The sequence below is a fragment of the Hymenobacter sp. YIM 151500-1 genome, assembly GCF_025979885.1.
Taxonomy (GTDB): Bacteria; Bacteroidota; Bacteroidia; order Cytophagales; family Hymenobacteraceae; genus Hymenobacter.
In genome coordinates this window covers 3,788,778-3,803,812 of the sequence record NZ_CP110139.1, presented here as the reverse complement: position 1 = coordinate 3,803,812, position 15,035 = coordinate 3,788,778, and the positions used below count along the sequence as shown (strand labels likewise).

Below are 15,035 nucleotides of genomic sequence, written 5' to 3'. Positions count from 1 at the left end.
TGGCTCCCCCTCTCCGCGGGAGAGGGGGCCGGGGGGTGAGGCTACGGCTTGCGGGCCTTCACCTTGAAGCGCGAATCGGCGCGGATGGTGGTTTCCTGGCCCCAGGCTCTGGCCAGCTCCACGTTGGTGATGAGCGTGTACGAGTCGGCGCGCAGGAATACGTCGAGCTTCTGGTTGGCGGGGGTGAGCGAAATGCTGGTGGCGCCGGTGGGCACGGGGTTCAGCGAGGCCAGCAGCACTTTGTCGGTGCCCTGGGCATTGGTGCTGATGTAGATTTCGATGCGCTTCAGAAAGTCGAAGTTCTGGCCTTGCGGGGCCGTGATGGTGAGCGTGAGCTTGTCCAGCGTCACGTCCTGCACGTAGTCGGCTGAGGTACCGTTATTGGAGTAGGTGCTTTTGCTGGTGGATGACACCGTAACCGGGGCCAGGGCCACCACCTGCCCCGGCAGGAAGGGCACCGAGGCCGGAACGGTAATCGTCTGCGAATCCTCGACATTGAATTCGAGCAGGCCCAACACCTTTTCGCAGCCAGTCAGTAGAGCTAAAAAGGCCAGCAGGGGAAGCAGAAAGAAGGTTTTCTTCATGACAGTTGAGTTTTGCCCACGCCCTACGAAAACCCGGCCAAAAGTGAATGCGCGAATAGAGAGGAGGTGAGCTACACACTGTCACTACCTCATTACTCACCTTTTCACCACCTAGTCCATCATATCAGCGGAGCGGGGCGCTTCGTGCTGAAAGTCGGGCTGCCAGCTTATGGCGTAGCGCGGGTCCACATAGGGCAGGGCGGCCTCGGTGAGGTAGAGCGGGCGGAAGGTGTCCACCATCACGGCCAGCTCGTGGGTTTCCTTTTTGCCGATGCTGGCCTCCACGGTGCCAGGGTGCGGACCGTGCGGAATGCCGCTTGGGTGCCAGGTAAATGAGGCCAAATCCACGCCCCGCCGCGACATGAAGTTGCCAGCCACGTAGTACAGCACCTCGTCCGAGTCAACGTTGGAATGGTTGTAGGGCGCCGGAATGGCCAGCGGGTGGTAGTCGAACAGGCGCGGCACGAAGGAGCAGATAACGAAGTTGTGCCCCTCGAATTGCTGGTGCACGGGTGGGGGCTGGTGGATGCGGCCCGTAATCGGCTCGAAGTCGTGGATGCTGGTGGCGTAGGGGTAGAAGTACCCGTCCCAGCCTACCACGTCGAAGGGCGAGTGGCCGTAGACCAGCGTGTGCAGCAGGCCGTCCTTCTTCACCTTCAGCTCGTACTCACCGGAGGCGCGCACGTCGTCCTCCACCAGCTCGGTGGGCGGCCGGAAGTCCCGCTCACAGTACGGAGCGTGCTCCAGCAGCTGCCCGAAGTGGTTGCGGTAGCGCCGGCACGTCTCCACCGGGCTAAACGACTCAATGATGAGCAGGCGCACCGGCCCTTCCTCGAAGTGCAGCTGGTGGATGATAGTGCGCGGAATCACCACGTAGTCGCCGGGCTCGAAGGCTACCTTGCCCAGCTGGCTCCACAGCTCCCCCCGGCCCTCGTGCACGAAAATCACCTCGTCGGCTAGGGCGTTTTTGTAGTAGTAGCTCATCTGCTTCTCGGTGGGGTTGCAGATGCTCAGGGTTACGTCGGCGTTGCCGAGCAGGGTTTGGCGGGCCTGGAGGTAGTCGCCGCCGGTGGTGATTTGGGCCAGGGTGCGCAGGTGGGCCGGCTCCAGGGGCCGGTCTTTCAGCAGCTTGGGCGCGTACGGCCGGGGCTTGCCCACTTGCCGGATTTCGGTGGGCGCGTGGCAGTGGTACAGCAGCGACGACACCCCGTGAAACCCCAGCGTGCCTACCAGCTGCTCATGATACAGCGAGCCGTCGGGCTGGCGAAACTGAGTGTGGCGCTTACGCGGAATCTGACCGAGACGGTGATAAAAGGCCATAGCAGCAGAACAAATCGGGTGGGAAATGCGGTAGGAAGATCAGTGTGTGAATGTACGAAAGAGTGAGATGGGGAGGTGATAAGGTGACAGGTGACAAGTAACACATCTGTCATGCTGAGCCTGTCGAAGCATCTCTCCCGCTGGCTAACTTCCTGATGTTTGTTCAACGAAGCGGGAGAGATGCTTCGCCTCCGGCTCCGCTTAGCATGACGGCCTACTTGTTACCTGTTACCTGTCACCATTTACTTCCTCACCCTTTCTCCAACTCACCATCTTATCTTTAGCTATATGCTTCTGCCTTTCCTTCTTCTCCTGACGCTGCTCTCGGGCAGTGCTCCTGCCCCACGCAGCCGCACCTTTACCTTCACGTATCAGGTGACGGTGCCGGCCCAGCCAGCGGGTACCAAGGCGGTGGAACTGTGGCTGCCCGTGCCCCACGACGATACGTCGCAGGACATTCGTGATGTGCGCATTACGGCACCGCTGCCCTACAACATCCAGACCGGCGCTTACGGCAACCGCACCCTGCACCTGCGGGCAGCCGGCCCGGCGCTCCGGGGCTTTCAAATAACGATGCAGCTACAGGCTACTCGCCGGGAGCACCTCACGCCCAGCCTATCGGGCCAGCTGCCCCTGCCCGAAGCTCCGGACCCACACCTGCGGCGCTGGCTGGCTCCCGACAGCCTCGTTCCGCTCGACCCGCAAATCCGCCAGTGGGCTTTGGAGGTGGCAACAAAGGCCCAAGCCACAACCGACCTCGACAAGGCCCGCGCCATCTACGAGCACGTGGTGAGCACCGTGAAGTACGACAAATCCGGCCAGGGCTGGGGCCGCGGCGACATCTACTACGCCTGCGACGCCCGCCGCGGCAACTGTACCGACTTTCACGCCGTGTTCATCGGGTATTGCCGGGCTCTGGGTATTCCGGCCCGGTTCAGTATCGGCTTTCCGCTGCCCGCCGGGCGCGGCGCGGGCGAAGTCAAAGGCTACCACTGCTGGGCCGAGTTCTACACGCCCCAGACCGGCTGGGTGCCAATTGATGCCTCCGAAGCCGCCAAAGACCCCGCCCGCCGCCAGTACTTCTTCGGTGCCCACGACGAAAACCGCCTGGAGTTTAGCCGTGGCCGCGACCTGCGCCTCGCCCCGCCCCAGCAAGGCCCGGCGCTCAACTACTTCATCTATCCTTACGCCGAAGCCGACGGCCACCCCCTGACGAGTCTGCAGTATAGCTTTCGGTTTGAAGATGTACAGTAGCGCCTGGTGGGCAGACGCCCCGCCTCCGGCGCGAAGTCTGCCGCCAGCTTTTGCAACAAAGCTTCGGGTTACTTGCCCATGAGGCCCAGCATGGCCGTGGTAGGCTCTTGCATGGCGCGCAGGGCCTGTTGCACCTCGGCATCGTCCTGGTTGAGCACCTGGTGGTAGGCGGCTTTGCCATAGGCGCTGCGGGCTACCAGGGCTTTTAGCTGGCTACGCAGCAGGGCCGAGCAGCGGCGCAGGCCGGCGGGGTCCTGGGCCACCCCGTCCTGGGCGGCGCGGGCAGCTAGCTGCTGCAGCTGGGCGTCGCTGATGCGGAAGGTTTGGTTGTACTGCTCGAAGCGCAGAGCTTCCAGCTCCGCTTTGTGCTCCTGAAAGAAAGCCAGGGCAAACTCCCGTACCAGGTTGTGGCTTTGCAGGCGGGTATAGTACGCCGAAAATGCCGTGGTGTCGCGCGGTATAAACAGGTCGGGCATGATGCCCCCGCCCCCGTACACGGTGCGGCCCCCGGCCGTGTGGAAGCGTAGCGAATCGGCGAAATGGATGCTGTCGGCATGGAACAGCTCACCGTGGCGCTGGCGGTTCTCCAGGTCCTTTTCGTACTCGGCCACGCCCCGGCGGTACGACTTCTGAATGCTGCGGCCCGAGGGCGTGTAGTAGCGGGCAATGGTGAGGCGCAGCTCCGAGCCGTCGTTCAGGGCAATGGGCTGCTGCACGAGGCCCTTGCCGAAGGTGCGGCGCCCCACTAGCAGGGCCCGGTCGTGGTCTTGCAGGGCGCCGGCCAGTACCTCGGCGGCCGAGGCGCTGCCTTCGTCTACCAGTACTACCAAGGCGCCTTCCTCAAACTCGCCGGCTACCCGCGAGAAGGTCTGGGTGTCGTACTGGTCGCCTTTGCCGTCGGTGTATACAATTTTCTTGGTGCCCCCAATGAACTCGTCGGCCATTTTGGTGGCGCGGTCGAGGTAGCCACCGGGGTTGCCGCGCAGGTCGAGGATGAGGCGGGTGAGGCCCTGGCGGCGCAGGTCGCCGAGGGCGGCTTTAAACTCGTCGTAGGTACCGTTGGCAAAGCGGCTCACTTTCAGGTAGCCGGTCTGGTTATCCAGCATGTAGGCCACATCTACCGACGAGTTGGGGATGCGGTTGCGCAGTACTTGCAGCGAAAGCGGCCGGGGCTGGCCGCGGCGCAGCACTTGTAGCAGCACGCTGCTGCCGCGGGGGCCACGCAGCTTACTGAACATCTGCTCGGTGGTAGTGTGCACGCCCGATACCCGCTCTCCGTTCACCGCCAGAATTCGGTCGCCGGGCTGCAGGCCGGCGTGGTCGGCGGGGCCGCCGCTGAGTGGGGCCACTACGGTTACGGTGTCGTGAAACAAGTTAAATTCCACTCCTACCCCGTCAAAGTCGCTTTGCAGAAACGCGGATGCCTGCTGCTGCTGCCGGGCCGGGATAAAGACCGAGTGCGGATCGAGGCGCTCCAGCATCCGGGTAATAGCGTAGTCCGACAGCTCCTCGGCGTTGACCGAGTCCACGTAGTCGCGGTCAACGTAGGAGAGAATTTCCTTGAATTTCAGATAGCCGCGGGCCGTGCCGTCCGGGTTCTGGTCGGAGGGCCGGAACGGGTTGGCTCCCAGCAGCACTCCGCAAACCAGGGCCAAGCCCAGCAACCACGGCTGACGCACCTGCCGCCGCGATTTACGCGGGGTTGGCTCCGACGCAGGCATCGGCGAGTCATGTGGTGCGGTGGTCATAGGGGGCTGAAATGGCTACGTTGAGGCTGCTGGCAGGCACTGGTGATGCGGGCAAGTTTCCAAAACTATTGAAACATTTCCAAGAAAACCAATGGCAACATAGTGTGATATACATTTTCCAACAACAGTTCAATTTTTTATAGATTAAAATCCAAAAGCAACCCTAAATCCGGCCTAAATCCAGTTTATTGCAATGTATATATGCACGGCTTCAAGCCATGTTTTTTATGACTTTATTTAGAACACCTTACCTACACAAATTTCTTGTATATACGAGTGAACATACGTTACGGCGCTATTCTCAGATTGGGAACTACCTCTAGCCTTCAGCTGCCTTTCTTTCCTTGCATTGTATCTTTGCCGGGCGGGCCTCGGCACCAGGCTGGCTTGCCGCTGGTTTGCTTTCTCTATTTTCTACTGTATGATGGGCCGAATTCTTGCTATCGACTACGGCCACAAACGGGTAGGCCTGGCCGTTACCGACCCACTGCAGCTTATTGCCACGCCCCTCGATACGGTGCACAGCCAAGACCTGCTAACGTATCTGAAAGCATACCACCAGCGGGAGCCGCTGGCTGCCCTGGTGGTAGGCATGCCCAAAAACCTCAACAACGAAGCCACCGACTCGACCAGCGCGGTGGTGGGCCTGGTGCGGCGCCTGCGCAAAGAGTTTCCCGCCGTGCCAGTGCACGAAATAGACGAGCGGTTTACCTCGCGCATGGCCCAGGCCGCCATGCTGGCCGGCGGGCTCAGCAAAAAAGACCGCCGCGACAAAGCCACCGTAGACCGTGTGTCGGCTACGCTGATTCTGCAATCCTTTCTCGAATCCCGATGATTTACCCCATTGTCGCCTACGGCGACCCGGTACTAAAAACCCCGGCCAAAGACCTGCCCGCCGATTTTCCGGCCGCTGAGCTGCAGCAGTTGGTGCAGGATATGTTCGACACCATGTACCACGCCCACGGCGTGGGGCTGGCCGCTCCCCAAATCGGCAAGAGCCTGCGCCTGTTCGTCATCGACTCCGAACCCATGCTGGATGAGGACGAAGACGGCAACCCGCTGGTGGAGGAGCCCACGGCCGCGCCCGTCAAGCAGGCCTTCATCAACCCACGCATCATCAGCGAGACCGGGGAAGAATGGGGCTTCGAGGAAGGCTGCCTGAGTATTCCGGGCGTGCGCGAAACCGTGTACCGCTGCCCGATTATTGTGCTGCGCTACGAAGACGAAAACCGCCAGCCCCACGAAAAAACCTTCTCGGGCATGACGGCCCGCGTCATCCAGCACGAGTACGACCACCTGGAGGGCGTGCTGTTCACCGACCATGTGTCGGGCCTGAAGAAGCAGCTGCTCAAGGGCAAGCTCAGCCGCATCAGCAAGGGCGACGTGAAAGCCGAGTACCGAATGAAATTCGCGGGCCAGGGCCGGCGGTAAAGCAGATAGTACCACTTTGATTTAGAAAGCCGAGTAGTCGTTATTTGTGCAACGACTGCTCGGCTTTTCATATCGCTCCTTTTTATAATCATCACAGTTTGATGCAACGGCCGCTTCGCTTTGGGTTATTAATAGCGCTGCTTCGCTTTGGGTTATTAATAGCGCTATTTGGCTTGGAGGCATTGAGCTGTACCCAGCCCCCAATTGGCTCACTAATATCGCCGGGGCAGGTGACGGTGAGCCGGCCTCCGTATGATGTGAAAGCCAAGCCGACCCTTTTCGAAACGAGCTTTTTCCCTAACGTCCGGGTAGACCAGGACAGTATTGTCTTTGAGCTACACCGGGGCTTTCTAGGTAATCTGCCCATCACGTCCGGCAAGGTCGTTGCGGCAGATCCGGTTTCACTTGCTCCTGGAGCGCCTCCTTTTACGACCCAATTTCCGCGAGGGCGGTTTCCGGTTGAGCTGGCTATAGCACGCTTTAACGGTGACGAGCGGATAGCCTTTGCCCGCATACTGTTCTCTGGAGAGCCGGTGGCAAGCTGGGAGCTGGCGCTACTACCCGGCCAGGAACCGTTACCGCTATTCGGTAAAGAATATTATGGCTATCCAGTGGACGGTGGTATGGCTGTGTTTGTGGATGCTGCTGGCACTGTGCCGTTAAACCGCTTTTTGGCGGACAGAGCTTCAGCAGAGAATTTTTTCATCACCAGTTCCCAATTCGCTGATGCTTCGCCAAACCGGGGTTTTCTCTATGCCTTTCATTCCGATACATTAGCTGCCTTTTCAACGGGTTTCGGAGATGGGTCTTATGCTACTTACGTGGGATTGGACGCGCAACATCGGCCCTGTCGATTATTAGCTGATTTTCAAGTTATTCCTTGGTAGCGCATTTCTTATCTCTCTCTATGAGGCGCTGGTTTTTACCTTGTAGTATTACTAGTGTACTTATTCTGACTGCCTCTATATCGGCCCACGCCTGGGGCTTCTTCGGGCACCGCTTAATCAATCGGCTGGCCGTGTACACGCTGCCGCCGGGGCTGGTGGGCTTCTACAAAGCGCACATCGACTACCTCACCGACAATGCCACCCGGCCCGACTCGCGGCGCACGGTGGTGCCCGGCGAAGCCCCGCGCCACTTCCTCGACGTGGACGTGTACGGCAACTCGGCCCTGCACAAACTGCCCCGCTCCTACACCGATGCCGTGGCCCTGCTGGGCGAAGATTCCTTGCTGCGGCACGGCATCGTGCCCTGGCAGGTGGCTCGCATGAAAGGCCAGCTGACGGCCGCCTTCCAGGCCCACGATGCCGACCAGGTGCTGCGCCTCTCCGCCGACCTGGGCCATTACATAGCCGACGCCTGCGTGCCTCTGCACACCACCCACAATTACAACGGGCAGCTCACGGGGCAGCGGGGCATTCATGGCCTCTGGGAAAGCCGCTTGCCCGAGCTGCTCAGCAACGGCTACGACTTCTTCACCGGCCCCGCGCCCTACCTCGACCGGCCCGCCGATGCCATCTGGCAGGCTGTGGGCCGCTCCCACGCCGCCGTCGATTCGGTGCTAGGGCTGGAGTGGGAGGTGAGCCAGCAGTTTGCCGAGGACCGGAAGTACGGCTTCGAGCAGCGCGGCACCCAGACCGTCCGCACGTACTCCCGCGACTTTGCCCGCGCCTACCACCAACGCCTGAGCGGCCAAGTGGAGCGGCAGATGCGCCTGTCGGTGCGCTTGGTGGGTGCGTTTTGGTACACGGCCTGGGTAGACGCCGGCCAGCCCGACCTCAGCACCTTCCCGCGCTCCGCCTCCGAAGCTGAACAGCAGCGCCTGGCCCGCGAAGCCGCCGAGCTGAAACAAGCTCCCGCTGCCACCGTGCCGGGGCATGAGGAATGAGTGGATGAGTAAATGAGTGGATGAGTGAATGAGTGAATGAGTGAATGAGTGAAGGTAGATGTGTAGCCCCAGCGGGGCGGCACAACCGTTTGCGGACGTTTGGTGTCGCCCCGCTGGGGCTTTGTTTCAGCATACGCATCGGTTTACTACCGATATGCTGCCTCGCTGGGGCTTGCCGCTCATTCACTCATTCACTCATTTACTCATTCGCTCATTCACTCATTCACTCATTCACAACGCTTCCGTCTCGTGGAGTTTGTCGAGGTCGAGGACGATGACGCCGTCTTCGGCAATGTGGTAGGGGCGGGTGTAGCGGCGGTTCCACTCAATTTCGTCGTAGCGGTAGGAGTTGCGGGCGTGTACATTCTGGGCGAAGGTGTCGTCGTAGCCTTTGATAAGGATGAGCAGCTCCAGGGAGCGGGCTTGGTAGTCTTCGGCCGTGAGGCCATGCAGAGGGCTTTCGGGGGTGATGTCGTGCACCAGGGTCCAGTTCAGCGGGAAGAAGTCCACGGTTTTACGCTCCAGGGCCAGGGCTTCGTAGTGGCGGTTGCCGTCTTCCTGCACGAACATAACCAGCACTTTCGCCTTCATTTCCACCAGCGTGCTGTGGCGCTGGTTGGCAATGCGGAACTGTAGGGTGGGCGTGCCCGAGGGGCGCTGGCTGATAATGGCCTGGCGGCTGAACAGGATGCGCGCGGTGGGGCGCGAAAAGCGGCCGTAGAACACGCCCGTCAGCAGCGCAAACGTGAATAGCACCCCCACCAGCGCCTCCACGCTGGCCACAAACCCGGCCGCCACTCCCTCCGGGGCAATGGTGCCGTACCCCACCGTGGTAAGGGTCTGCACGCTGAAGTACATGGCACTCAGGAAGTCCATGCCCCAGCCGCCCGGTTCGGCGCCCTTCAGGTGCTCGATGCCGATCAGCAGATACAGGCCGGCAAACAGCACGTTGAGGGCCACGAACACCAGCAGCAGCAACCCCATAAACCGCCCCCACGACATGGTAATCAACCACTGAAACAAGTCGGGACGGTAGCTGCGACCTTGGCGGCGCACGTTGAAGGTGCCGTCGTGGTTGATGTTGCGCTTGGTGGGGCGCGTGTATTTCACCCCGAAACCTGGGTCGAGCGGCGGCTGGACAGCAGGCGGGGCCGGATTAGCAGATGGCGGAGGTAACATAACCCGTGCAGCATGAGAATGGTGGAGCAGTGGAAAGGTAGCTTTCTACTCTTTATTTGCTGTTTAGAAAATCACCCGAACGTTATGCTGAGCGGAAGCGCAGTCGAAGCATCTCTACCGCTGGCTAACTCACGACTGCAACGAAGCAGTAGAGATGCTTCGGCTCCGCTCAGCATGACAATACCAGCACAACGAAGCAGGAGAGCTGCTTGCCTGCGGCGACCTTCGGTTCGGCTGCGCGGACGGCAGATGAAGTAAGACGGTCTGATCTGGTTTGGATGGCTGCCTGAGCCGCTCGTTGTTTGCTGCTGTACTACTGACTGATTACGACTAGCTGGCTCGGGAACCACCGGCCGCTCCTTGCGTTGTGAGGAGCGGCCGGGCCTGTCATCTTTCGAGAAATGACGGCTGGCTCACCACGCCCGGCCGGCAACTTAGCCCGACCGTATGCGTAGGTTACGCGCCTCCTCACCGGGAGGCTTGCGCTGTTTTACCCCTTTTCTATTGTAACATTCATGCGACTACTAAACCGCATCTTCGCCACGGTGCTACTGGCCGTGGCGGTGGCGCAACCCATTCAGGCCCAGAAGGTAGGCCTTGTATTGAGCGGTGGCGGCGCGAAGGGCCTGGCCCATGTGGGCGTGCTCAAGGAGCTGGAAAAAAACCGAATTCCCATCGACTACATTGTGGGCACGAGCATGGGCGCCATTGTGGGCGGCATGTACGCCGCCGGCTACTCGCCTCGCGAGATTGAGGAAATCGTGCTCAAGCCTGACTTCCAAGATTGGGTGGCCAACCGCCCGCTGGAAGGCAAGGTCTTCAACTTCTACGACGCTGACCCCTCCCCCGCCGCCCTGCACCTGGGGCTATCCATTGACACCGCGTTCCGCACCCGCGTGACGCCCCGCCTCATCAACGACGCCACCCTGAACTACGTGCTGGCCACCATGCTGGCCCCGGCCGGCGCTATTTCGGGTTACAACTTCGACAACCTGTTTGTACCCTACCGGGCCGTGGCATCCGAGGTGTTTACGCGCCAGAAAGTGGTGCAGCGCAGCGGCTCCCTCTCCGATGCCGTGCGCAACTCCATGGCGTTTCCGTTGGCATTCCGGCCCATCCGCCAGGAAGACGGCCGTTACCTGTTCGACGGCGCCGTGGTCGACAACTTCCCCACCGGGGTAATAAAAGAAGAATTTAAGCCCGACATCATCATCGGGGTGAATGTGGGCGACGTGGCTTTCCGCCGCTACCCCAAGGAAAGGGACGATGAGCTGCTGACCAGCACCCTGGTGTTTCTGGGGTCGAATGCGGCCGATACGCTGTCGGTGGGGCCCAACGGCATCTTCATTCAGCCCGATATTACCGACTACACCGCCGCCGACTTCGGGCGGGTGCGCCGGCTGATTGTCCTGGGCGAAAATGCTGCCCGCGAGAAGATGGCCCTGACGCTCAAGCGTATTCAGCGGCGCGAAGACACGGTGGCCTTGCAGCAGCGGCGCCTGGCCTTCCAGCAGCGGGCCCCCAAGCCCGATTTCGTGGGTGTGGGCGTGCAGGGACTGCCGCGCCAGCAGCAGCAGTTTGTGCGCAGCTTCTTCCAGCGCAGCGGCTCCGCGTACACGCCCAGCGACATTGAGGAAGGCTACTTCCGGTTGGTCAGCAACGACTTCTTTACCAGCGTGTACCCGCGGGTGCGCTACGATGCCACCCGCCAGGGCTACCAGTTCAACATCGACGCCCGGCAGGCCAATAACCTCACCGCCGACCTGGGCGTGCTGCTCTCGTCGAGGTCCATGAGCAACGTGTACCTGGGCGGAGCTTTCCGCTACCTCAACCGCTACCTGTACACGGTGAAGGCCAACGCCACGGTGGGGCGCTTCTACAATGCCGTGCAGGGTTCGTTTCGGGTGAGCGTGCCGGGCAAAGTGCCGCTGTACTTCGAGCCCATTGTTACGTTTAACAACCTGAACTACCAGGATACTGGCGGCCTGCTGGGCGAAAGCGCCGCCAACACCCAGCTGGTGCAGCGCGACCTGAAAACCGCCTTCACCGTGGGCATCAGCCCCAACTACCGCAGCCGCTACGTATTCGACCTGGGCGCCTTTACCATGCGCGACCGGTTCGCCAATACCAGCGAGGTAAGCACCGCCGACGAGCTGGACCTGAACCGCTTTCAGGGCGCGACGGCGGGCCTGCGCTTTGAGCGCAACTCCCTGGACCGCCGCCAGTACGCCACTAAAGGCCGCCACGTAGAGCTGGCCGCGCGCGGCGTCACGGGCCAGGAGAAGTATGACCCCGGCACCACCGCCGGCGACCTGCCCGGCCAGGAGCGCAACCACCGCTGGCTGAAATTCTCGGCGTTTTTGGAGCATTACTTCTCCCTGAGCCGCGCCGACTCGGTGGGGGCGCGCACGCACGCCTGGGGCTTCGTGCTGGATGGCGTAGCCAGCACCCAGGGCCGGTTTTCCACTTACCGCTCTTCACTCACCATGTCGCCGGGCTTTTTCCCGCTGCCCGACTCGCGCACCTTGTTTCTCGACAACTATCGGGGCACCGCCTACGCCGGGGCCGGCCTACGCTACGTGAAAGGCATCTTCCGGGGCATCGAGTGGCGTTCCGAAGTGTTTGCCCACGTGCTGGTGCGTCCCTGGGAGCAGGGCAACACCAACCCCGTGCTGGCCCGGCGCCTGGACCGCATAACCCGCCCCTACCTCACAGCCATGACCGGGCTGGTGTACCAGACGCCCGTCGGCCCGCTGTCGGTGCAGGCCATCCACTACGACGACCCCAACCACCGCTTCGGCATCTTCGCCCACATCGGGTACGTGCTGTTCCGCGAAAGAGCGCTGGATTAATAGCAACAGAAGCAAACAATACGCCCCAGCGGAGGCGACACTACACATCGGCGAACGATGGGTGTCGCCCTCACTGGGGCTTCACTTTGTCGGGCTCTTATCTTCCACTCACACACCGCTTCTAAGCTACCTTACTCGTAATCAAGCCACTGACCTTAACCGCCAGAAGCGGAAGGTGGCGCCGGCCAAGAGCCCAAGCACGAGCAGCAAGGTTCCGGCCATGAGCAGTAACGGGTCGAGGCCCACTGTCAGCAGCTTGTCGCCCAGCGTGACGCAGCAAACGGCCCCTAGTGCCATGACTACCAGCAGGCGTACTACCCAGCCACCCGCTTGCAAGGCCGGACTCCAGCAGGCGTGCACATAGGCTGCACCAAAACTGCCCAGAGCCGCCAACAGCGTAAGCTGAGGCTGCTGAGCCAGGGCTGCTCCAGCTGCTACTGCCGCCAGCCCTACGGCAGCCGCCGGCCGCTGCCACCCCGGAAACTGCCGCGGCAGCTGAGGCGGAACTGGTACCGCATTGGGCAGCAAAAAGAAGCGTAGCGTAGGCCATTCGCCCAGCAAAGCCAGCAGGTTAAGCAGCAGGAAAAACCCATCAATGTAGGGCGTAACCTGCCAGCGCTGGGAAATGGTGACGGCCAAGATGCCTACATTGAGCGGCACCAACGCTACCAGCCCCAGCAACGACCACCGGTGCGACATCACCAGCGCCCCCACCATCACCTGCGACGCGGCCAGGAACACAGCAAAGTCGTGCAGACCGTAGGGCGTCAGGTCCCGAATCAGGTGGGGTGGGCCAATCAGCTGCCCAAAATGCCCGTCCGTAAGTTTGCACAGTCCCGACGAGACAAAAATATAACCCAGCAGCAGGCGAATCAGCAGCAGATACAGGGTACGTAGCATGGTTGTCGGCGAGGTAGTTTTCCAGACCAACTTACTGAGGCACAACATTCCTCACGCAGACTTTCAACTAAGCGCCAAAACACTACCTCCAACACTGCATTCAGCCGGCCGAATACGGTTCAGCTACGAAATCATCTAAAGAAGTTGTTCAGGAAGTTGATAGCCCGTCATGCTTCGGCTGCGCTCAGCATGACGGGCTATCAACTTCATAAAGTAAGATTCACTTCTTGGCAAGAAGGGCTCCAGAGTGGTTGTCTTGGCGACAGAACAACAACTAGAAACCACAGCTACAGCCTCTCTCCTTTTCGGAGAGGGGTTAGGGTAAGGCCACCAGAGTTACCCTTCTATTCGGTAGCCAATCGGCTTGAAGGCGTAGTTGTTCGACATTTCGGCGGAGCAGGCCGTGAGGCCTACCAGCAGGTCCATGCGGGCCTCAATAACGATGTAGTCCCCGGCCCGGCTTTTGGGCGGTAGCACGTCTACTTTGCCAGTGGTGCCATCAACGGCCACGTTCATAAACAGGTTAAACGTGGTCGGAATAGCGTCCGGGACAATGCCGTACTCCTCCAGGGCGGCGCACAGGTTGCCGAAGCAGCCTCGGTGCGGCTGCTCGTGGCCGTAGATAATGCGGAAAGTGTCGGCGCTGCACGGCGTCAGCAGGAAGTCGTGGCGGCCTACGGTGTCTTCCACAATGTCGGCCATGATGACGCTGCGGTTGGAATACAGCGGGTGGCCCTGGGTCAGAAAGATGGTTTCGGCGTAGTCGATGGTGCGGCCCGACGACAGGTATTCAGCTTTGTCATGCAGATTGAAGCAAATAAAGTCGGCCACCTGCTCACCTTCTAAGTCTACCACGCGCAGGCGCTGGCCCTTTTTGAGAATACATGAGGCGCCGCTACGCGGCGGAATGATGGTCAAGTCGTGGTGCATGCTGGCTGATAAAAGGGCATTTCCAAGCCTCGTCGTAGGCTTTGCCGCTGTACTGGTACACTTCCGAAGCCTGGCCGAAGTCCTGCAACATCGGATTTACGGAGCCGGAATACACTACGTCGCGCTTCCGAATGGTGTCGCGCAGGAAGTCGTACCGGTCGGCATTCCGAATCTGCTCGAACTGGGCGTGGGCGTTGAACACCAGCGTGGGGTAAGCAAACTGCCGAGCCCGCCGGCTGCTGCCGGGGTGCAACCCAATAACAAAGAAAGCTTCCTCTTTGAGGCTGAAGCTGAAGTCCGGCGAGGATGGGTCGGCTACCACCCGCGGGTCGTAGCCGTAGCGGCGGGCGTCCAGGTTCGACAACGATTGAAGGCGCTGCCAGAAAAACTCCTCAAACTGGGCTTCGGTAGGATTTTCGGGGCCTTTAAAGATGATGGCGGCGCTGTGGTAGAGCTTGTCTGACTGCCGGTACTCGTCGATGAACCCGTAGAGGAAATCCAGAATGGCCGCGTCGTCTTTGGGGCACGCCAGGTGGTCTACTACCAGGCACTGAAGCTGCTTCCAGGTAAGCGCCGTCTTAGCAGCTACACAAGGGAAGTCTTTGTTTTGTATAAAATCAAAGTATGCTTGCGCAGCTATATTTTGTTGATCATCAATCATTGAGCGAGGGTCAAGTGCAACAATAGACTTGGAATAATCCGAAATCTAGTATTGACTTTAACGAGGGGCTAGCCAATAAGGTTAGCTTTGCTACTCAAGTAAGTCCGGCGCGGCAGCTACCATAGCCACTACTGCTTCCTCCCCTAGCTTTTCCGCCGTGCCCTGCTTCCTTAAACCAACAAGGCTAACGTATTGTTGGCCTTGTCCAAAAAATTATCCTGCGAATACCGTGCAGTGCAACTTAACCGGAGCACAGGATGCTGTTGCTGGGCGGCGGTCTGCTGGCAC

The 15,035-nt window shown here is 60.4% G+C and carries 13 protein-coding genes; 6 read left to right on the top strand and 7 right to left on the bottom strand.

Annotated features, from left to right (window positions below; genetic code table 11):
* Positions 1-41 precede the first annotated feature (41 nt).
* On the bottom strand, positions 42-584 hold the full coding sequence (locus OIS53_RS15890) for a hypothetical protein (protein ID WP_264679556.1): 543 nt from the start codon (positions 582-584) through the stop codon (positions 42-44).
* Between the two features lie 111 nt (positions 585-695).
* Entirely contained in the window at positions 696-1,904 is a 1,209-nt protein-coding gene (locus tag OIS53_RS15885; protein ID WP_264679555.1) for a homogentisate 1,2-dioxygenase, read from the bottom strand.
* Between the two features lie 288 nt (positions 1,905-2,192).
* On the opposite strand from OIS53_RS15885, the gene OIS53_RS15880 reads away from it, so the two are divergent.
* Positions 2,193-3,158, top strand: coding sequence for a transglutaminase-like domain-containing protein (locus tag OIS53_RS15880; protein WP_264679554.1), 966 nt, complete (start codon positions 2,193-2,195; stop codon positions 3,156-3,158).
* A gap of 68 nt (positions 3,159-3,226) precedes the next feature.
* Here OIS53_RS15880 and OIS53_RS15875 read toward each other — a convergent pair whose 3' ends face one another.
* Positions 3,227-4,906: a S41 family peptidase gene (locus OIS53_RS15875; RefSeq protein WP_264679553.1), complete on the bottom strand. Its 1,680-nt coding sequence runs from the start codon at positions 4,904-4,906 to the stop codon at positions 3,227-3,229.
* Between the two features lie 424 nt (positions 4,907-5,330).
* Between OIS53_RS15875 and ruvX the strand changes: the two genes are divergently transcribed.
* The 4 genes from ruvX to OIS53_RS15855 all read left to right on the top strand — a co-directional run bounded on the left by ruvX (position 5,331) and on the right by OIS53_RS15855 (position 8,225).
* Positions 5,331-5,741, top strand: coding sequence for a Holliday junction resolvase RuvX (gene ruvX, locus OIS53_RS15870; protein ID WP_264682378.1), 411 nt, complete (start codon positions 5,331-5,333; stop codon positions 5,739-5,741).
* On the top strand, positions 5,738-6,337 hold the full coding sequence (def, locus tag OIS53_RS15865; RefSeq protein ID WP_264679552.1) for a peptide deformylase: 600 nt from the start codon (positions 5,738-5,740) through the stop codon (positions 6,335-6,337). The genes ruvX and def overlap by 4 nt, the downstream gene beginning before the upstream one ends.
* 101 nt (positions 6,338-6,438) lie before the next feature.
* Positions 6,439-7,224, top strand: coding sequence for a DUF4241 domain-containing protein (locus OIS53_RS15860; protein WP_264679551.1), 786 nt, complete (start codon positions 6,439-6,441; stop codon positions 7,222-7,224).
* A 20-nt stretch (positions 7,225-7,244) separates the two neighbouring features.
* Entirely contained in the window at positions 7,245-8,225 is a 981-nt protein-coding gene (locus tag OIS53_RS15855) for a zinc dependent phospholipase C family protein (protein WP_264679550.1), read from the top strand.
* Between the two features lie 231 nt (positions 8,226-8,456).
* Here the strand turns inward: OIS53_RS15855 and OIS53_RS15850 are convergent, their stop codons facing one another.
* Positions 8,457-9,404 carry an inward rectifier potassium channel family protein gene (locus OIS53_RS15850; protein WP_264679549.1) on the bottom strand — a complete coding sequence of 316 codons (948 nt, stop codon included), beginning with the start codon at positions 9,402-9,404 and terminating at the stop codon, positions 8,457-8,459.
* Between the two features lie 515 nt (positions 9,405-9,919).
* Between OIS53_RS15850 and OIS53_RS15845 the strand changes: the two genes are divergently transcribed.
* Positions 9,920-12,256 carry a patatin-like phospholipase family protein gene (locus OIS53_RS15845; RefSeq protein WP_264679548.1) on the top strand — a complete coding sequence of 779 codons (2,337 nt, stop codon included), beginning with the start codon at positions 9,920-9,922 and terminating at the stop codon, positions 12,254-12,256.
* 141 nt (positions 12,257-12,397) lie between these two features.
* Here OIS53_RS15845 and OIS53_RS15840 read toward each other — a convergent pair whose 3' ends face one another.
* The 3 genes from OIS53_RS15840 to gntA all read right to left on the bottom strand — a co-directional run bounded on the left by OIS53_RS15840 (position 12,398) and on the right by gntA (position 14,747).
* Positions 12,398-13,156, bottom strand: coding sequence for a hypothetical protein (locus OIS53_RS15840; RefSeq protein ID WP_264679547.1), 759 nt, complete (start codon positions 13,154-13,156; stop codon positions 12,398-12,400).
* A gap of 336 nt (positions 13,157-13,492) precedes the next feature.
* Positions 13,493-14,086 (bottom strand): urea carboxylase-associated family protein, encoded by a 594-nt coding sequence (locus tag OIS53_RS15835; protein ID WP_264679546.1) that lies wholly within the window; start codon positions 14,084-14,086, stop codon positions 13,493-13,495.
* Positions 14,052-14,747: a guanitoxin biosynthesis heme-dependent pre-guanitoxin N-hydroxylase GntA gene (gntA, locus tag OIS53_RS15830; protein ID WP_264679545.1), complete on the bottom strand. Its 696-nt coding sequence runs from the start codon at positions 14,745-14,747 to the stop codon at positions 14,052-14,054. The genes OIS53_RS15835 and gntA overlap by 35 nt, the downstream gene beginning before the upstream one ends.
* Between the last annotated feature and the right edge of the window lie 288 nt (positions 14,748-15,035).

Coding starts and splice junctions, on each gene's coding strand:
- OIS53_RS15890 (WP_264679556.1), bottom strand. CDS start 584: ATGAAGAAAACCTTCTTTCTGCTTCCCCTGCTGGCCTTTTTAGCTCTA.
- OIS53_RS15885 (WP_264679555.1), bottom strand. CDS start 1,904: ATGGCCTTTTATCACCGTCTCGGTCAGATTCCGCGTAAGCGCCACACT.
- OIS53_RS15880 (WP_264679554.1), top strand. CDS start 2,193: ATGCTTCTGCCTTTCCTTCTTCTCCTGACGCTGCTCTCGGGCAGTGCT.
- OIS53_RS15875 (WP_264679553.1), bottom strand. CDS start 4,906: ATGACCACCGCACCACATGACTCGCCGATGCCTGCGTCGGAGCCAACC.
- ruvX (WP_264682378.1), top strand. CDS start 5,331: ATGGGCCGAATTCTTGCTATCGACTACGGCCACAAACGGGTAGGCCTG.
- def (WP_264679552.1), top strand. CDS start 5,738: ATGATTTACCCCATTGTCGCCTACGGCGACCCGGTACTAAAAACCCCG.
- OIS53_RS15860 (WP_264679551.1), top strand. CDS start 6,439: ATGCAACGGCCGCTTCGCTTTGGGTTATTAATAGCGCTGCTTCGCTTT.
- OIS53_RS15855 (WP_264679550.1), top strand. CDS start 7,245: ATGAGGCGCTGGTTTTTACCTTGTAGTATTACTAGTGTACTTATTCTG.
- OIS53_RS15850 (WP_264679549.1), bottom strand. CDS start 9,404: ATGTTACCTCCGCCATCTGCTAATCCGGCCCCGCCTGCTGTCCAGCCG.
- OIS53_RS15845 (WP_264679548.1), top strand. CDS start 9,920: ATGCGACTACTAAACCGCATCTTCGCCACGGTGCTACTGGCCGTGGCG.
- OIS53_RS15840 (WP_264679547.1), bottom strand. CDS start 13,156: ATGCTACGTACCCTGTATCTGCTGCTGATTCGCCTGCTGCTGGGTTAT.
- OIS53_RS15835 (WP_264679546.1), bottom strand. CDS start 14,086: ATGCACCACGACTTGACCATCATTCCGCCGCGTAGCGGCGCCTCATGT.
- gntA (WP_264679545.1), bottom strand. CDS start 14,747: ATGATTGATGATCAACAAAATATAGCTGCGCAAGCATACTTTGATTTT.